Source organism: Rhodanobacter sp. FW101-FHT13A11, from assembly GCF_058790335.1.
Map to the genome: position 1 here is coordinate 136,917 of NZ_JBYTCN010000004.1, position 16,388 is coordinate 153,304.

15 protein-coding genes are annotated in these 16,388 nt (G+C 69.7%); 11 read left to right on the forward strand and 4 right to left on the reverse strand.

Annotation, left to right across the window (positions count from 1 at the left end):
• Nucleotides 1-2 precede the first annotated feature (2 nt).
• From AC3WRN_RS06535 to AC3WRN_RS06585, 11 genes are all read left to right on the forward strand, one after another.
• Nucleotides 3-947 (forward strand): glycosyltransferase family 2 protein, encoded by a 945-nt coding sequence (locus AC3WRN_RS06535; RefSeq protein WP_492622356.1) that lies wholly within the window; start codon nt 3-5, stop codon nt 945-947.
• Complete coding sequence (locus tag AC3WRN_RS06540) at nt 944-2,122, forward strand: hypothetical protein (protein WP_492622357.1); 1,179 nt, start codon at nt 944-946, stop codon at nt 2,120-2,122. The genes AC3WRN_RS06535 and AC3WRN_RS06540 overlap by 4 nt, the downstream gene beginning before the upstream one ends.
• Nucleotides 2,109-2,951: a Wzz/FepE/Etk N-terminal domain-containing protein gene (locus AC3WRN_RS06545; protein ID WP_492622358.1), complete on the forward strand. Its 843-nt coding sequence runs from the start codon at nt 2,109-2,111 to the stop codon at nt 2,949-2,951. The genes AC3WRN_RS06540 and AC3WRN_RS06545 overlap by 14 nt, the downstream gene beginning before the upstream one ends.
• 148 nt (nt 2,952-3,099) lie before the next feature.
• Nucleotides 3,100-3,984, forward strand: a complete 885-nt coding sequence (locus tag AC3WRN_RS06550) for a class I SAM-dependent methyltransferase (protein WP_492622359.1) — start codon at nt 3,100-3,102, stop codon at nt 3,982-3,984.
• 3 nt (nt 3,985-3,987) lie between these two features.
• Nucleotides 3,988-5,226, forward strand: a complete 1,239-nt coding sequence (locus AC3WRN_RS06555) for an amidohydrolase family protein (RefSeq protein ID WP_492622360.1) — start codon at nt 3,988-3,990, stop codon at nt 5,224-5,226.
• Nucleotides 5,226-5,951 carry a class I SAM-dependent methyltransferase gene (locus tag AC3WRN_RS06560; RefSeq protein ID WP_492622361.1) on the forward strand — a complete coding sequence of 242 codons (726 nt, stop codon included), beginning with the start codon at nt 5,226-5,228 and terminating at the stop codon, nt 5,949-5,951. Before AC3WRN_RS06555 ends, AC3WRN_RS06560 begins: the two co-directional genes overlap by 1 nt.
• On the forward strand, nt 5,948-7,456 hold the full coding sequence (locus AC3WRN_RS06565; protein WP_492622362.1) for a B12-binding domain-containing radical SAM protein: 1,509 nt from the start codon (nt 5,948-5,950) through the stop codon (nt 7,454-7,456). Before AC3WRN_RS06560 ends, AC3WRN_RS06565 begins: the two co-directional genes overlap by 4 nt.
• A gap of 177 nt (nt 7,457-7,633) precedes the next feature.
• Complete coding sequence (locus AC3WRN_RS06570; RefSeq protein ID WP_492622472.1) at nt 7,634-8,749, forward strand: glycosyltransferase family 4 protein; 1,116 nt, start codon at nt 7,634-7,636, stop codon at nt 8,747-8,749.
• On the forward strand, nt 8,746-9,855 hold the full coding sequence (locus tag AC3WRN_RS06575) for a glycosyltransferase family 4 protein (protein ID WP_492622363.1): 1,110 nt from the start codon (nt 8,746-8,748) through the stop codon (nt 9,853-9,855). The genes AC3WRN_RS06570 and AC3WRN_RS06575 overlap by 4 nt, the downstream gene beginning before the upstream one ends.
• A gap of 7 nt (nt 9,856-9,862) precedes the next feature.
• The gene (locus AC3WRN_RS06580; RefSeq protein WP_492622364.1) at nt 9,863-11,011 is read left to right on the forward strand and encodes an acyltransferase family protein; all 1,149 of its coding nucleotides are present in this window, start codon (nt 9,863-9,865) and stop codon (nt 11,009-11,011) included.
• A gap of 24 nt (nt 11,012-11,035) precedes the next feature.
• The gene (locus AC3WRN_RS06585; protein ID WP_492622365.1) at nt 11,036-11,860 is read left to right on the forward strand and encodes a class I SAM-dependent methyltransferase; all 825 of its coding nucleotides are present in this window, start codon (nt 11,036-11,038) and stop codon (nt 11,858-11,860) included.
• Nucleotides 11,861-11,910: 50 nt separating this feature from the next.
• On the opposite strand, the gene AC3WRN_RS06590 is transcribed toward AC3WRN_RS06585, so the two are convergent.
• From AC3WRN_RS06590 to AC3WRN_RS06605, 4 genes are read right to left on the reverse strand one after another with little or no spacing between them, the layout of a single operon-like run.
• Entirely contained in the window at nt 11,911-12,834 is a 924-nt protein-coding gene (locus AC3WRN_RS06590) for a flavin reductase (RefSeq protein WP_492622366.1), read from the reverse strand.
• Nucleotide 12,835: 1 nt separating this feature from the next.
• Nucleotides 12,836-13,489 (reverse strand): class I SAM-dependent methyltransferase, encoded by a 654-nt coding sequence (locus AC3WRN_RS06595; RefSeq protein WP_492622367.1) that lies wholly within the window; start codon nt 13,487-13,489, stop codon nt 12,836-12,838.
• A gap of 53 nt (nt 13,490-13,542) precedes the next feature.
• Nucleotides 13,543-14,790, reverse strand: coding sequence for a nucleotidyltransferase family protein (locus tag AC3WRN_RS06600; protein WP_492622368.1), 1,248 nt, complete (start codon nt 14,788-14,790; stop codon nt 13,543-13,545).
• Between the two features lie 7 nt (nt 14,791-14,797).
• On the reverse strand, nt 14,798-16,273 hold the full coding sequence (locus tag AC3WRN_RS06605; RefSeq protein WP_492622369.1) for a B12-binding domain-containing radical SAM protein: 1,476 nt from the start codon (nt 16,271-16,273) through the stop codon (nt 14,798-14,800).
• Nucleotides 16,274-16,388: the final 115 nt, after the last annotated feature.

Below are 16,388 nucleotides of genomic sequence, written 5' to 3' on the forward strand. Positions count from 1 at the left end.
CGATGGCGCACGAAGTATCGAAAGGCGCGGCGCCGCCGCTGGTCTCGGTGCTCATCCCGGCGTTCAACCACGAGCGCTTCGTGCGGCGTTGCCTGGACAGCGTGCTGGAAGACCCCTATCCGGCGAAGGAGCTGATCGTCATCGACGACGGCTCGACCGACCGCACCGGCGCGCGGATCGCCGACTGGGTGGCCACGCATTGCATGGACATCCCCATCGAGTACGTGCGGCGGGAGAACCGCGGCATCGCCGCGACCCTCAACGAGCTGGCGGCGCGCGCGAACGGCGAGTTCCTGCGGCCGGGCGCCAGCGACGACTACCTGCTGCCCGGCGGCCTCGATGCCCAGGTCCGCTACCTGCAGGCGCACCCGGGCAAGGGCGCGGTGATCGGCGATTCGGTGGTGGTCGACCAGGACGGCAGGAAGCTGCACGACAGCGGCATGTGCGACCTGCACGGCGCCGACAAGAGCCTGTACCGCTCCGACGACGGCATCCGCCGCGCGGTGATCCGGCAGTGGGCGGTCGGCGGGCCGGTCGCGCTGATCAGGAAGAGCGCGCTCGACACCGTCGACCGCTGGAGCGAGGGGCTGCGCATCGAGGACTGGGACCTGTTCCTGCGCCTGGCCGCGCGCGACGCGCTCGGCTTCGTCGACGTCGGCGTCTGCGCATACCGCATGCACGAGGCGAACCTGAGCCGGACGCGGCACATCGAGACCCGCCTCGGCAACCTCGTCGAGTCGAGGCACATCGCGCTGCGCCGGGTCGGCCTGTTCGACGAGCCGTACCGGACCCTGCTGCGCGCGCAGTCGCATTACATCGGCGCCAAGATCTCGTTCCTGGAACGCAGGCCGGGGCCGTTGCTGCTGCACATGACGGCCTACCTGTCGCTGGTCGTGGCCGCCAGGGCCAGGCAGCCGCCGGCGGCCCACGGCGCGGAGGGAACATGAAGCGGCTGCTGCGCCTTCCCTCCACCTGGCTGGGCCCGCCGATCCTGTTCGCCTGCGGGCTGACCTGGCTCACCTACGATCTTTCCGCCGACTACCTGCAGGGCCTGCTGCTGCTGGCCGTGCTCGCGGCGGCCATCATCCTGTTCGACGTGCAGGCAGGGGTGCGGTTGCCGGAGCTGGCCCGGTTCCGCGTGCGCCATTACGCCGGCACCCGCGAGGCGTTCCTCGCGCTGTCGCTGGCCGGGCTGATCGTGGTGTTCTGCCTGCTCGACCTCGCGCTGTTCCCGATCCCGCTGTTCGACAAGCCGTCGGCCTATGCCTCGATGGACGGCGGCCGCGCGCACATCCGGCATGTTTCGGACATGTGCTGGGTGCTGCCGCCGATCGGACTGCTTTGCGCCAGGAGCCGGCGGCTGCGCATCGCGCTCATCGCCATCGGCTTCGTGTTTCCGGTGCTGGTGATCGACCGCAACCGGCTGTTCGCCACCTTCTTCTCGTTCGGGCTGGTGCTCGTGCTGCGCCGTGACGAGGCCAGGCCGCTGCCGTGGAGGACCCTGCTTGGCCTGGCGCTCGCCGGCAGCAGCATCTTCTCGATCCTCGGCATGCTGCGCTCCGGGCCGCTGGAGCACATCACGCTGCCGTTCAGCGCGACGTACCACGCCGCCCCGCAAGGCATCAAATGGCTGCTCCTGTATGCCAGCGCGGGTCCCTACAACTTCAGCGCGATCCTGGCCAAGGGCTACCGCAACGCCGACTTCCTGATCAACCAGCTGGTGCCGCTGCACGGCTCGGTGGCGACGGCCGGCACGGGCATCCCGCTGGATGCGCCGAACATCAACGTGGGCACCGAGTTCTTTCCTTTCCTGATGGCGTTCGGCCCGTTCGGCGCCGCGCTGGCGGTGTTCGCGCTGTACGCGATGCTGCTGTGGAGCGTGCAGCGGCTGCGCCCGGCGGTGCCGCTGTTTTCCCTGCTGATTTTCCTGCGCGTCGCCTACGTCTGCGTGATGTCGCCGTTCGGGCCGCAGGCCTTCACCTGGACCAACGCCGGCTTCATCGGCATCTGCCTGTTGCTGCCGGCCATGGCGACATGGCTGCCGAACCGGAGGGCGCCGGCCGTTGCGCCCACCCCGTCCCCATCTTCTCACCAGCGAGTAGCGGACCATGGAACACGATGAAATCTATCTGATCGACCTGTGGCGGATCTTCACCCGCGAGTGGAAGTGGTTCGTGCTCGTGCTGGTGCTGACCCTGGCCTGCACCTACGCCTTCGCGCACCTGGTGAAGCGCCAGTGGGAGGCGACCGCGTGGATCCAGATCGGCCAGGTCGGGCAGGTGCCGCCGGGCCAGGACCCGAAGGTCGAGCCGCTGCAGCGCGTGATCGAGCGGCTGCAGCTGGTGCCGTTCGAAAACGAGATCCTGCACGGTGCCGGCTATGCGAAGACGTCGTCGGTGGCCCAGCTTTACCGCAAGAGCCTGAAACTGGAGCCGCTGCTCTACGCGGGCTCGCTGGTCAAGCTGAGCGTGCGGGGCTACTCCCGGCAGCAGGCCAGCGAGCTCGCCGCGGCGACGGTCGCCCGGCTGCGCATGGTCCACCAGGGCCTGGAGGAGGCGCCGCTGCGGGCGGCGCGCGCGCGGCTGGCCCAGGTCGAGGTCGACCTGCAGACCGCCGAGGCCGACCGCGCCCACTATGAGCAGGCCGCCGCGCCGGGACACAGGGGCGGGACGGGCGGCAAGGACATCGCGGATCCGGTGCTCGCCAGCCTGCTGCTGGCCAACAAGAACGAGGAGATCCGCGGCCTGCGCCAGCTGCGGATCGATCTCGTCGAGCGCCTCGGACCTACCTACACCTACCAGACATCGATGATGTGGCCGGTCTATGTCCCCGACAAACAGGCGTTTCCGAACCCGGAGCTGACCTGGGGGATCGGCCTGCTGCTGGCGGTCTTCCTGGGTTCGTCCGCGGCCTTGGCGAGGAACGTCGCGCGGCGGCCTGCGCGGGGGTAGCCCGCTTTCGCCTGCGCCGGCCGGGCATTCAACCAAAGCGGCCCGTACCGGCACTCACCACGGTGGGCATGGAGACCCGGGCCGACCGGCGGCTGGCCCGGTCGTGGCGGCGAATCGCTGGCGGCATGGCGGTGGACGAGAGGTCGGCATGAACGGGCAGCACACACTTGAATGCGGGAGCACGGCCGGACCCGCCCCGGACGCTCGCCGGCCGTGTGCCGACCTGTCCCTGGACGAGGCGCAACTGCTCGACACGCAGCGCGCCTTCGACAGCGTCGCCGCCGATTACGACGGCCCGCGCGGCAACAACGAGCTGGTCCAGCGCATGCGGCTGGCCCTGTGGGACGCCGTGCAGGGCGAGTTCCCGACCGCCTCGCGCCTGCTCGACCTGGGCTGCGGCACCGGCATCGACGCCCTCGAATTCGCCCGGCGCGGCCACCAGGTCGTCGCCAGCGACTGGTCGCCGCGGATGGTCGCGCGCACCTGGGCACGCGCGGTCGCCGAGGATCAGCAGGCCCGCGTCAGCGCGATCCATCTCGGCATCCAGCAGCTCGACCGGCTCGACGACGCGTTCGACGGCATCTACTCGAACTTCGGCCCGCTGAACTGCGCGCCGGATCTCGGCAGCGTGGCGGGCGAATGCGCGCGCCTGCTGCGGCCCGGCGGCCGGCTGGTCTTTTCGGTGATGGGCCGGATCTGCCCGTGGGAGCTGGGGCACTACGCGCTGCGCGGCCGCTTCCGGCGCGCCGGCGTGCGCGCCGCGCGCGGCGCCACCGCGGTGGGCATGAACCGCCACACGATCTGGACCCGCTACTACCTGCCGCGCGAGTTCTACCGCGCGTTCGCCGGGCACTTCTTGCTGGCGGGCCACCGCGCGCTGAGCCTGTTCATGCCGCCGCCCTACCTGGTGGACTACTACCGCCGCCACCGCCGCTGGTGCGAGCGGCTGGGCTGGCTCGACGACCGCTTGGGCGCGCTGCCGCTGCTGCGCGACATGGGCGATCACTTCCTGATCGTGATGCGACGGCGCTGAGCGATGGACGTACTCCAGGCCGCGTTGGACGTCAGCCTGTGCCGCGCGGTGTCGATCGCGCCCGCAGGCGCCTCGCGCGCGCCGTTGCCGATCCGGGCCGGGCGGATCGGCTCCTCGCTGGCCGCGCGGGCCTGGCGGATCGACCTGCACGACCACCTGATCTTCCCCGGCATGATCAACGCGCACGAGCATCTGCACGTCAACGCCGTGCCGCCGCTGCGCACGGCGGCGCCGTTTCCCAACAGCTACGCCTGGATCGCGGCGTTCCAGGCGCACTTCAAGGAGCCTGCCGTGGCCGCCGCGCTGCAGGTGTCGAAGGCGCTGCGGATGCGCCACGGCGCGCTGAAGAACCTGCTCGCCGGCACCACCTGCGTGGCGCATCACGATCCCTGGCACCCGGCGCTCGACGCGATGGATTTTCCGGTGGCGCTGCTGCGCGATTACGGCTGGAGCTACGCGCTGGGCTGGCCCGGTTATGGTCCGCCGGTGCCGTCGAGCTTCGCCGCCACGCCCGCCGATCGCCCGTGGCTGATCCACCTGGCCGAAGGCACCGACGCGACGGCGCAGGCGGAACTCGATCAGCTGGACCGGCTGGGTTGCCTGGCGGCGAACAGCGTGCTGGTTCACGGCGTGGGCCTGCGCAAGCGCGACGTCGACCGGGTGATCGCCAGCGGTGCGGCGGTGGTCTGGTGCCCGACCAGCAACCGCACCCTGCTCGGGCGCTCGCTGGACCCGCGGCGGCTGTGCGCGGCCGGGCGCCTCGCGCTGGGCAGCGACTCGCGGCTCAGCGGTGCGCGCGACCTGCTCGACGAGATGCGCGGGGTGGTTGCCCGCGGCGAGCTCGGCCCCGCGCAGCTGCTGGAACTGGTGACCACCGCGGCCGCGCGCATCCTGCGCCTGCCCGGGCGCGGCAGCCTCGCGCCGGGCGCACGGGCGGACCTGGTGATCGTCGAGGACCGCGGCGGCGACGCGGAAAGCAGCCTGGCGGGCATCCGGCGCAGCGACATCCGCGCCGTGGTGCGCGACGGCGTTCCGCGCATCGCCGATCCGGATTTCGCCGAATGGTTCGCGGCCGCCGGCGTGGACGCCGTGCCGGTAACGCTGGACGGCAAGCCGAAACTGCTGGCCGGGCCGCTGGCCGAGCCGGCGCTGCTCGCGCTCGAGCCCGGGCTCGAGTGTGAGCGGGTCGCCGGGCACAGCGGGCGCGCGTGTGGTGCCACCGTCGAAGCCGGGTGCTACTGATGTCCGGCCCCTCCATGCTCGAACCACGCGCGGCCTACGCACTGTGGGCGCCCAGCTATCCGGCGCATGCGCACAATCCGGTGATGCAGGCCGAGGAGCGCGCGATGCTCGGGCTGATGCCCGCCGCATTGCACGGACAGGCGGTGCTCGACGTCGGCTGCGGCAGCGGGCGCTACATGCTGCATGCGCTGCGCCGCGGCGCGGCACGCGTGGCCGGCGTGGATCTTTCGCCGCAGATGCTGGAACGCGCCGGCGCGGAACTGGGTGCGCTGCACGCCGACGCGCCGGTCGCGCTGGTGCAGGGCAGCCTGGCCGCGCTGCCGCTGCCGGATGCCCGGGCGGACCTGACGGTGTGCGGCCTGGTCGTCGGACACCTCGACGACCTTGAGCAGTCGCTGGCCGAGCTGTGCCGGGTGACCCGGCCCGGCGGCACGCTGCTGTGCAGCGACGTGCATCCGATCGGGCATGCGCTGGGCTGGCGGCGCGATTTCAAGTCCGGCGGCCTGAGCTACGCCGTGCGGCACACGCCGCATCTGTACAGCCACTGGCATCGCGCCTGCGCGGTGCTCGGGCTGCGCATCGAGCGCGTGCTGGAACCCATGCTCGACCCGGCCGATATCCCCGCCGGCGCGCACTTCGACCGCAGGGCGCTGGAGGTTCCCGTCGCGCTGGTGTTCCAGCTGCGACGGACGCCTGACGCCGCCTGCCTGCAGGCCTGCCCATGACCCGGCCGCGCACCTTGCTGATCAATCCCACCATCACCTCGCGTACCAGCGCGCGGTTCCCGCTGGCGCTGCTGCACCTGGCGGCGGCGCTAGACCGCAGCGGCAGCAGCCGGATCATTGACGGCAACGTGGACCGCGACTTCGTCAACGACACCCTGCGCGCGATGGAACAGGAGCGCTTCGACGCCGTCGGCATCGGCGTGATGGGCGGCCCGCAGGTGGCGCCGGCGATCGCCGTGTCGCAGGCGATCCGCGAACGCTTTCCTGCGCTGCCGATCATCTGGGGCGGCTACTTCCCCACCCTGCACACGGAGGCGACGCTGGCCGCGCCCTACGTCGACTACGCGGTCCGCGCGCAGGGCGAGGAGACCCTGTCGGAGCTGGTCGCCACGCTTGGCGGCAGCGGCCCCGCACTGGAACGGATCGCCGGGCTGTCCTGGAAGAACGCCGGCACGGTGGTGCACAACCCGGCCCGCCGCATCATGCGCAACGACCCCGCGGGGTTGCTGCCCTACGACAAGCTCGGCGATCCGCGCCGCTACCTGGCGCGCACCTACCTCGGCCAGCGCACCGTCGCGCACCAGGCGGCGATCGGCTGCCGCTACCACTGCACCTTCTGCGGCGTGGCGGCGATGTTCGGCGGCGCCACCTTCCTGCCGGCGGCCGCGCGGCTCGAGCGCGAGCTGAGCTATCTCAAGCACGAGCTGGGCGCCGATGCGGTGCAGTACTTCGACCACAACTTCTTCGACCGCGAGGCGGACATGGTGCCGCTGCTCGAAGTGATGGCCCGGTTCGAACTGCCGTGGTGGTGCTTTGCCCGCGCGGACGCGTTGCTGAAGCTGTCGGAGCGCTCGTGGGAACTGGTGCGCAAGAGCCGGCTGCGGATGGTCTACATCGGCGCGGAATCGCCCAGCGAGCAGATGCTGCACGACATCCGCAAGGGCACGCGCCCGGACCAGACCCTGGCGGTGGTCGAGCAGTGCCGCCGCTACGGCGTGATCCCCGAGCTGTCGTTCATGGTCGCGCCGCCGGAGAACACCGAGGAAGAGACCGAGCGCACCTTCGAGTTCATCCGCGAGCTGAAGCGGATCAATCCGCAGACGGAGATCGTCATCTACGTCTACACGCCGCTGCCGGAGCACAGCCGCCACGAAAAGGACCGCAGCAAGCGGCCGGGCGCGCCGCTGCTCGACCTCGACGGCGAACCGGTGGTGTTCCCCACCACGCCGGACGAGTGGACCCGGCCGCGCTGGGTCGACTACGCCTGCCACGTCGATGCGCCCTGGCTCACCGACCGGCTGCGCCATCGCATCAACGACTTCGTCACCGTGCTGCGCTGCCGCTATCCCACGGTGCAGGACCTGCGTGCGCCGCCGTGGGCCAAGCGCAACCTGAGCGCGATGGCCGGGTGGCGCTACCGCTTGCGCAAGTACGATCGGCCGTGGGAACTGAACCTGGCGAACCGGCTGGTGCGCCTGCGCATGCCGCAGGTATCGGGCCTCTAGGCGTGGGGACCACAGAAATGTTCGAGGCGAAAAGTTCTGGCTGCGAGGACAGTTTTTCGACGATTCGCCGGCCCATGGTGGTTCCATGGGCCAAGAGGCGGCGGAAAAATGGACCGTAGGCAGGACTTTGCAGCCCGGACAGTTTCTGTGGCCCGCGCGCCTAGGCCTGCGCCGGCCGTGCACGTGGCGCAGATCAATTTCCTGCCGCTGCCGGCGGGCCTCGCCTCGGCCGACGTCTTCGAGCAATGGCCTTCGCTGGCCGATGTCGCCGAAGCGGCGGCCAGTGCCGGCACCCGCGTGTCGGTGATCCAGCTGGCGGCACGCCAGGAGTGCGTGATGCGCAACGGCATCGACTACCGTTTCGTCACGGTTCCCGGCGCCGACCGGACGCGCCGCCTCGCCGAGGTGCTGGACGAGGTCAGGCCCGATGTGCTGCACGTGCATAGCCTGGGCTTCGCCGCCGATGCATTCGACCTGGCGCAATGCCTGCCGCAGCTGCCGATCGTTTTCCAGGACCATGCCGACCGGCTGCCGCGCTGGTGGCGGCGGCCGTGGTGGCGGCGCCGGTATGCAGCGGCCGCGGGCGTCGCCTTCACCGCGTCCGAACTGGCGCAACCGTTCACCCGCGCCGGCCTGTTCGGGCCCCATACGCGGCTGTTCGCGATACCCGAATCCAGCAGCCGCTTCACTCCGGGCGATCGCGCCCGCGCCCGCGCCGAAACCGGCCTGCACGGCGATCCCTGCGTGCTGTGGGTTGGCCATCTGAACTCCGGCAAGGATCCGCTGAGCGTGCTCGACGGCGTGGCCCAGGCCGTGCCGCGCCTGCCCGGCCTGCAGCTGTGGTGCGTGTTCGGCAACGCGCCGCTGCTCGACGCGGTACAGCAGCGCATCGCGCGCGATCCGCGGCTGGCCGGGCGCGTGCATCTGCTCGGCAAGGTGGCGCATGCGCGGGTCGAGACGCTGCTGCAGGCCGCGGACCTGTTCGTCGCGGGCAGCCATGCCGAGAGCTGCGGCTATGCGCTGCTGGAGGCGCTGGCCTGCGGCGTGGCGCCGGTGGTCACCGACATCCCCGCGTTCCGCATGCTGACCGGCGACGGCCGCGTCGGTCGCCGGTGGCCCTGCGGCGATGCCGCGGCGCTGGCCGAGGCGCTGGTCGATGTCGCGGCGAACCGGCCATCGCCGGCACAGGTGCGCGCCCACTTCGACGCCACGCTGTCGTTCGCCGCGCTGGGCCGCCGCTGGGCGGAGGCCTATGCGCAGCTGCTTGACGACCGGCAGCGGAGGGCGGGATGAAACTCGCGCTGGTGGTGCCGGGCGGGGTGGATCGCAGCGGCGAGTTCCGCGTGATCCCGGTCTTGCTGGCGCTGATCGGGCGGCTGGCGCGCGCGCACGACGTGCATGTCTTCGCCTTGCATCAGGAGGCGGTGGCCGGTTGCTGGGAATTGGCCGGCGCCACCGTGCACAACATCGGCGACGGCTGGACCCGGCTGCGCGCGATCGCGGCGATCCGTGCCGAGCATCGCCGCGCGCCGTTCGATGTGATCCAGGCGATCTTCTCCGGTTCCTGCAGCCTGGTCGCCGTCGCCGCGGCGAAATGGCTGCGGCGGCCGAGCCTGGTGCATGTCGCCGGCGGCGAGCTGGTCGCGCTGCACGCGATCGGCTACGGCGGCCGGCTTAAATGGAAAGGGCGGCTGCGCGAGGCGGTGGTGCTGCGCGGCGCCGATGTCATCACCGCGGCCAGTGCGCCGATCATCGATTCGCTGCACGCGCTCGGCCTCAAGGCCCGGCGCGTGCCGCTCGGCGTCGACCTGCGGGCCTGGCCGCCGCTCGCGCCGCGCGAGCGCGGCGCGAAGCAGGCGCGGCTGATCCACGTCGCCAGCCTCAATCGCGTCAAGGATCAATCCACCCTGCTGCAGGCGCTGGCGGTTCTGGCCGAGGCAGGACTGGACTTCCGGATGGACATCGTCGGCGAGGACACGCTGCAGGGCGAAATGCAGCGGCTGGCGCGCCGGCTTGGACTGGAGCAGCACGTGCGCTTTCATGGGTTCAAGACCCAGCGCGAATTGCGCCCGTTCATGGATTCCGCCGACCTGCTGGTGATGTCTTCGTTGCACGAGGCTGGCCCGCTGGTCCTGCTGGAAGCCGCGGTGGCCGGCGTGCCGGCGGTCGGTACCGCGGTTGGCCATTTCGTGGAGTGGTCGCCTTCGGCAGCCTTGGCCGTGCCGGTCCAGGACTGGGCTGCATTGGCGGACGCCATCCGCCAGGTGCTTGCCGATGAGGGATTGCGGCTCCGGCTGGCTGGGGAAGCGCAGCGTCGCGCAATGCTGGAGGACGCCGATTGCACCGTTCGAGCATTTCAGATCTTGTATCCGCAGCTTTCCACTTTCGCGGCACGGTGAAGCAGGCATGTTGAACTCGACTGACCGGCGCATGCCGTCACTGGACGGAATCAGGGCGATCTCGATTCTGATGGTGTGCTACGGACACCTCAGCGGCACGCGGTATTTTCCCGTCTCGACCGCGGCATACGGCCGCTGGTGCGGCGATGTCGCCCATCTCGGTGTGCTGGTGTTCTTCGTGATCTCCGGGTTCCTCATCACCTCGCTGCTAATGAGTGAGCGCGAGATGACGGGGGCCATCTCGCTGAAGCGGTTCTACTTGCGCCGGGTATTGCGCATCTTTCCGGCGTTCTATGCGTTCATTCTGGTCATGGCGATCGCGGCGCTGTCGGGTGCGGTACCTCTGACCGGCCGGGATTTTGCCTACGCCCTCACCTACACGGTCAATTTCCAGCCAAACCGCTCCATGCAAATGGGACACCTTTGGTCGCTGTCGATCGAGGAGCAGTTTTATCTGCTGTGGCCGTTGATGCTGCTGGTCTTGCGTGAACGGCGCGCCTTGATCGTCGCGGTCGCGGCGATCTTCACGGGCCCGTTGGTGCGCGTGGCCATCCGCGAATGGATGTTCCATGTTGATCCCCATTTGCCCGGCGGCATGCTGACGATCTTCCCGGCGATGTTCGATTACCTGGCCGCGGGTTGCGCCTTGGCGCTGCTGCGACCGTGGTTGCTGACCCGGACGTGGTACCTGCGCCTGACCGCCAGTCCCTGGCTGGTGCTGGCGATACCTCTGGTGCTGCTGATCAATCGCATGGGCAGCCATCCCGTGGCGATCCTGCTGGGGTCGCCGGTGCTGAACGTGTGCGTCGCGTTGCTGATCGAGTCGAGCACGCGCCATGCGAGTTCGTTGGCCGGACGCTTCCTCAACTGGAAACCGATGGTGTTTCTCGGCGTGCTGAGCTACTCGCTGTACCTGTGGCAATTGCCTTTCCTGGATCACCGCTCCAGCGCATGGGTGAATGCGTTTCCGCAGAACCTGATGTTCGTTTTCCTCGCGGCGCTGGCATCGTATTTCCTGATCGAGCGCCCATTCGTCCGCCTGCGCGGAAGATTGCGGCGCGGCACCGGGCTGCCTGCACGCGCGCGAGGCATCGTCGATGGGGAGAAGACGGCACTTGAATCGGCGGTGCCGGCCGCAAGCCGTGGGCACGGGTGAATGATGGACGGAAAGACACAGGCCATGGCCGGAATGCTCGGCGATACCCCGCAACGCGATTACGCGGAGAAGCTGCGGCTGTTCAACGCTTTCGCCCGACCCGAGCTGTGCGAGGCGATCGACGCGTTGTCGCTGCCGGCGGGTTCGCGCGTGCTCGACGCCGGTTGCGGCACGGGCGAGGCGGTCGCCTGGTTCCACGCGTCGATGCGGGGCCGCGCGATGGTGGTGGGGATGGATCTGGCGACCGCGCATGTCCTTGCCGCTCGCCGTAGCGCGCCGGCCGGCGCGCCGATCCTGCAGGCGGACATGATGCAGCCGCCCCTGGCGGACGGCAGCTTCGATCTCGTCTGGGCCGTCAATGCCATCAATCATCTGCGCGATCCCGTCGCCGGCGTGCGGGTCCTCTCGAAGCTGCTGCGCCCGGGCGGGCGCCTCGTGCTGGGGCAAAGCTCGCTGGTGCCGGACATGTACTTCGCGTGGGACGCGCGCCTCGAAAAATGCGTCAACGAGGCGGTACGGGCGTATTACCGGGAGCGTTACGGCCGCAGCGAGCGCGAATTCGCCGCGGTACGTTCGCTCGTCGGATGGTTGCAGCAGGCCGGACTGCGGGATGCGACCGTGCGAACGCGGATGATCGAGCGCATGCATCCGCTCACGGACGCGGACGAGCGTTATCTGTTGGAGTGCATCTTCCGCGATTCGTGGGGGGAACGCCTGCAAAAGTACATGGACGCGGAGGATTTCGACGAGCTGGTGCGCCTGTGCACGCCCGACGATGAACGCTACGCGCTGCGACGCCGGGATTTCCATTTCCTGCAAAGCCTCACGATCGCGGTGGCGACGAAATAGGAAGCCGTACCTCCCCATTCGCCGCCATCGCTCCTCCCGGGCGGCGCGGGCTAGACCTCCGTAAACGGCATGCCCTGCCGGCGGCGATAGGCTTGATGGAAGCCGGCCGTGTGGTGAAGTTGCATGCCCGCCGCCGAGTTTTCGTCGGAAGCAATACGGCAAAGGAAAAACGTGTGCGGGCCGATCTCCTGGCTGTGCACGATGGCCAATTCCCGGATGCGCAACGCCGCGGCCACCGCGGGAATGCCGAACTCCCGCGACAGTCGTACCGGGAACGGAAGCTCGTTCCAGTCCGGCAGCGGCTGCTTGTGATGCTCGCTGAGCTTGTACACGGCCGCCTTCATCGTCGCGGGGACGCCGGACAGGGCAACCCTGCGCACGTCGCGCATGACCGGTACGGAGACGTTGGTGCTGCGCAACGCGAGCGAAAAAAATCCGCTCCGCTGCAGCGGGCCGATCAGGTCCATCGGGAAGATGTTCCGGTGGCCCGGCGCGTCGACCGAGACCAGGACGACCGGCCGCGGGCACAGGTAGGCGATCATCAGCTGCTGCACCGCCGCTGGCTCCAGCGCGGAGTGGGGCGACGAGCGGTTTTTCCGCATCAGGCGGTTCTGCAGCCATGCGTTCCACGGGCGCCGCGGCCAGCCCAGACAGCGGTGTTCGCCGGCGGCGACGCGGTAGAGGGCGAGCGAGGCCGTTCCGGCCGCGACGGAGACTGTCTGCTCCAGGTGCAAGACGCCGAGCAGCCTTCCCGTGGCGCTGTCGACGTACTCGAGCAGGGGGTGCGGGCCGGCCTCGACACTGGTCGCGATCATGAGCGGCTTGAGCGAGGCCACGGTATGGTCCGCCGTGACGTCTGCCGCGTTGCCGCCCCAGCGCAAGCTGGCGCTGACCGCCTGCTGCGGGGGCGCAACGGCCACCACCGACCATTGCGGCAGGGGACGCACGAACGGCCTTATCCAATCCTTCCACATTTCAGATCCGCCGAAAGAGCAGGAACATGTAGAGCTGGGTGATCCATCCGAAACCGCGCGGCACGAGCCGTTCCAGCCGGAAATACGGCGCCGCCGCCTGCGCCACGACACGCGGCGCAAAACGGTGGATGCGGCTTTCGCTGGGGATGGCGTAGCGACCGGTTCGCGCGAGGTTCATGACGTTCGCCCGCCACCAGCGGTAGCGCGCATCACCGAGGTAGTAGGGGTTGAGCATGCTGGCCAGGACGAAACCGCCCGGGCGGACCACGCGCGACAACTCTTCGAAAAGCGCTGCGTGATCCGCGAAATGGTTGAGTACCGCGAAGTCCGCCGTGACCGCGTGCACCTTGCACGCGAGCGGCGACGCCACCGCGATGATGCTCCTGCGGGCGAGTTCGCCGTGGCAGTACTGCGCCAGGTACTCGTGCATCGCTTCCGCAGGTTCGTACACGAAAGTCAGGTGTCCGCTGGCGGCATACGCCTTGGCGTCGATGCCGGTGCCGGCACCGAAATCCAGCACGTCGGCTCCCGCGGGCAGCAGGTCCAGCGCCAGCTTCTGGAACCGGCCGCGCACCGCCCGGTCCCGCTGCGAGGCCAGGATGACTTGGTGGTACTGCTCTCCGCTGTGCACGTCGCCGACCGCCTTGCTGACCAACCCGCTGGCTGATGCCCGTCGCCGAAGCCCGCGCGTCGGGCAGGCGCCAGACCCTATCTCGAAATGACCAGGGTGAGTTTCTTGCTCGTCTTTGGAGCGAGAGGTTCCAATGCCGCGCGTACCACGTACATGGTGTCCATCCGCGGCACCGGCCGGGTAAGCCAGGTCAGGATGCGCCGGTGGTGCGGCGAGGTGACCCAGCTTTGCCCCTGCAGCCAGAGCTGGGTGCGCACCATGTCGGCGCGCTCCTGGCGTGCTTCCTGCGGCGGGCTGACACGATTTCTGAGGTAGCGTCCCGCTTCACGGACGGAGCGCGACCACTCGATCCCGGCGAATGCATGCAGCCACAGTTCCGAGCACGAAACCCGGGTCAGGGTTTGCCGGTGCGAGATCGTCCGCAGCAACGGCGGGCAGTCGCGTTCGAGCCGGGCCAGTACGGTGGCGGGAATCGCTTTCGGATAGTGGCGCGCGACCAGCCGCAGTGGCGGCAGCGCCCACCACGGCGGCTCGGCGGCATCGCCGTCCCACAGCACGTTCCAGTCGTCGTCGGCCATGCGCGCCGCCAGCAGCGCGATGTCGTGCAGGTGCAACAGGCGCAGGCTGCGCCCGCAGATATTGCCCGCCGCATGCAGCAGCAGGTGGCTCATCAGGGCGCCGTTCGATGGATAGTCGTTCAGGCCGGGTCGCGGCTCGCGCGGATAGACCCGCGCGGTGATGTCGACGGCGGATACCGGCAGCCGCTCCTGAATGCGGGTATGCAGCTCGATGTTGACCGGCGTATCGCGGTGCTCGCCCAGTCCGGCGTAGGGTTGGCCGGTGGCCGGCTTGAACACCCGGTGCTTCCACTGCGCGAACGACTCCACGTAGCCGAGCTGCAGCAGCAACCGGATCGCCGCGGCGGCATCGTCCTCGCGCACCAGCAGGTCGATGTCGGCCATCGGCCGTTCGCCCGGTGCGTAGATCCCCCGCGCGTGCAGCGCGGCACCCTTCAGCGGCACCAGCGCCAGCCCGGCGGCGCGGGCGTCGGCGTCGATGCGCTGCAGCAGCGCCGCAATGCGCCGATGACGCAGCTCGACGTGCTCGCGCTGGCCCGCCAGGAAGCGCCGCCACGACAGGTTCTCCCACTCGCAGCATCGGCACAGCAGTGGCGACACGCCATGCGCGACGGCGACGGCGGTGGCCAGCCGCCAGTCGAGTTCGCTCCACGCCGGCGTGGCGCCGCCCGGCTGCGCCAGCTCCACGGCGAGTGCCTCGGTGGTGCGGCGCAAGCCGTGCCGGACGATCCTGAGTGGCGGCAGCATGGCGCGGTCAGTGCAGCTGCAGGGCGATGTGCCGCGTCGACTCCGCTGGCGGCGAGGTGGCGTCCTTGTTGCGGTGCACGCCTTCGCGCGCGATCAGCGAATCCCATTGCGCATCGAGCGCGGCGCGGCGCGCTGCCTGTTCGGTGGGCTCCGCCTGCTGGATGGCGACCTGATCGTGCAGCAGGTCGCGCACGTGGCGGTAGAAGTCCGTGTCGTAGGCGCCGCGAAACATCATGGCCAGGTCGCCGCTGTCCTGCCAGTGCGTCTTCTGACCCAGCTGGGCCTTCACCTGCTCGTAGAACTTCGTGCCCGGCAGCGGATAGGACACGCTGACGCCGATGTCGTCCGGCGCGGCCCGCGCGATCAGCTCGCGGGTTGCCAGCAGGTCGGCCAGCTGTTCGCCGAGATAACCGAGCTGGATGAAGAAGCCCACGCGAATGCCGTGTTCGCCCAGTCGGGTGCGGGCGGTGACGAGGTCGGCGACCTTGGTGCCCTTGTTCATCGCGTCCAGCACGCGCTGGCTGCCGCTCTCCGCGCCGATCCACGCCTCCGCGCAGCCGGCCTGGCCGAGCGCGGCGGCCATGCGCTCGCTGATCAGGTCGGCGCGAGTCTGGATGGTGAACGGCACCGGTCCGTCGGCGGCGTGCAGGTGCGCGGCGAACTCCGCCACCCAGTCGACGCGGAAGCCGAAGATGTCGTCGGCCAGCCAGATGTGGTCCGGCTTGAACGTCCGTTTCAGGTAGCTCATTTCCGCGGCCACGTCCTCGGCGCTGCGCTGGTTGTAGTGGTTGCCCCAGATCGGTTTGGCGCACCAGTGGCAGCGGAACGGACAGCCGCGCGACGCCGCCATGTTGAGGCTGAAGTAGCCGTGCCGTTCGTGCCACATCGCGCGGTAGCGTTCGACGTCGACCAGGTCCCAGGCGGGGTGGCCGACCAGTCGCGGGTCCGGCGGCAGCGCGCCGGGCCGGGTCAGTTGGGTCTGCCCGTCGACCAGGGTGGCGACGCCGCCGAGGCCGGCTGCCCAGCCGTCGCCGTCGGCCTCGTTGCGCTGCAGCCGCCCGATCAGTTCGACCAGGGCGGCGATGCCTTCGCCCACCAGCACGGCGTGCGCGCCTGCGGCGAGGAACGCATCCGGATGGTCGGAAGCGTCGGAGCCGGCGACGATCACCCGCGCGCCGCCGGCGCGTGCCGCGGCGATCATCTGGCAGGCCGCCTCGCGCATGCGGCCCAGGCACATCTTGGTCAGGAAGTTGAAGTTGTCCTCGTACAGAACCACCACGTCCGGCCGGGTGGCCTGCAGGGAGGCCTCGAAGTCGCCGACGCCGTCGGCGAGCATCGCGTCGAACAGGCTGACCGCGTGCCCCATCTGCCGCAGCAGCGCGGCGACCTGGATCGTGGCGAGCGGCGGATACGGCTTGCCGCGCTCCCACTGCTTCGGGTCGAACCGCAGGAAGTAGGAGTGGCCGACGTGAATCCTCAGCATCTCGGAATAGCCTCGATCGTAGCCATGGGGCCGACATGCGGCGCCCTTGCCCGACGCTGCCTGACGTAAGTGCCCCGACGCCGACCTTCGGTTGCCTCGTGCGGCAAAAATATTC

Coding starts and splice junctions, on each gene's coding strand:
- AC3WRN_RS06535 (WP_492622356.1), top strand. CDS start 3: ATGGCGCACGAAGTATCGAAAGGCGCGGCGCCGCCGCTGGTCTCGGTG.
- AC3WRN_RS06540 (WP_492622357.1), top strand. CDS start 944: ATGAAGCGGCTGCTGCGCCTTCCCTCCACCTGGCTGGGCCCGCCGATC.
- AC3WRN_RS06545 (WP_492622358.1), top strand. CDS start 2,109: ATGGAACACGATGAAATCTATCTGATCGACCTGTGGCGGATCTTCACC.
- AC3WRN_RS06550 (WP_492622359.1), top strand. CDS start 3,100: ATGAACGGGCAGCACACACTTGAATGCGGGAGCACGGCCGGACCCGCC.
- AC3WRN_RS06555 (WP_492622360.1), top strand. CDS start 3,988: ATGGACGTACTCCAGGCCGCGTTGGACGTCAGCCTGTGCCGCGCGGTG.
- AC3WRN_RS06560 (WP_492622361.1), top strand. CDS start 5,226: ATGTCCGGCCCCTCCATGCTCGAACCACGCGCGGCCTACGCACTGTGG.
- AC3WRN_RS06565 (WP_492622362.1), top strand. CDS start 5,948: ATGACCCGGCCGCGCACCTTGCTGATCAATCCCACCATCACCTCGCGT.
- AC3WRN_RS06575 (WP_492622363.1), top strand. CDS start 8,746: ATGAAACTCGCGCTGGTGGTGCCGGGCGGGGTGGATCGCAGCGGCGAG.
- AC3WRN_RS06580 (WP_492622364.1), top strand. CDS start 9,863: ATGTTGAACTCGACTGACCGGCGCATGCCGTCACTGGACGGAATCAGG.
- AC3WRN_RS06585 (WP_492622365.1), top strand. CDS start 11,036: ATGGCCGGAATGCTCGGCGATACCCCGCAACGCGATTACGCGGAGAAG.
- AC3WRN_RS06590 (WP_492622366.1), bottom strand. CDS start 12,834: ATGTGGAAGGATTGGATAAGGCCGTTCGTGCGTCCCCTGCCGCAATGG.
- AC3WRN_RS06600 (WP_492622368.1), bottom strand. CDS start 14,790: ATGCTGCCGCCACTCAGGATCGTCCGGCACGGCTTGCGCCGCACCACC.
- AC3WRN_RS06605 (WP_492622369.1), bottom strand. CDS start 16,273: ATGCTGAGGATTCACGTCGGCCACTCCTACTTCCTGCGGTTCGACCCG.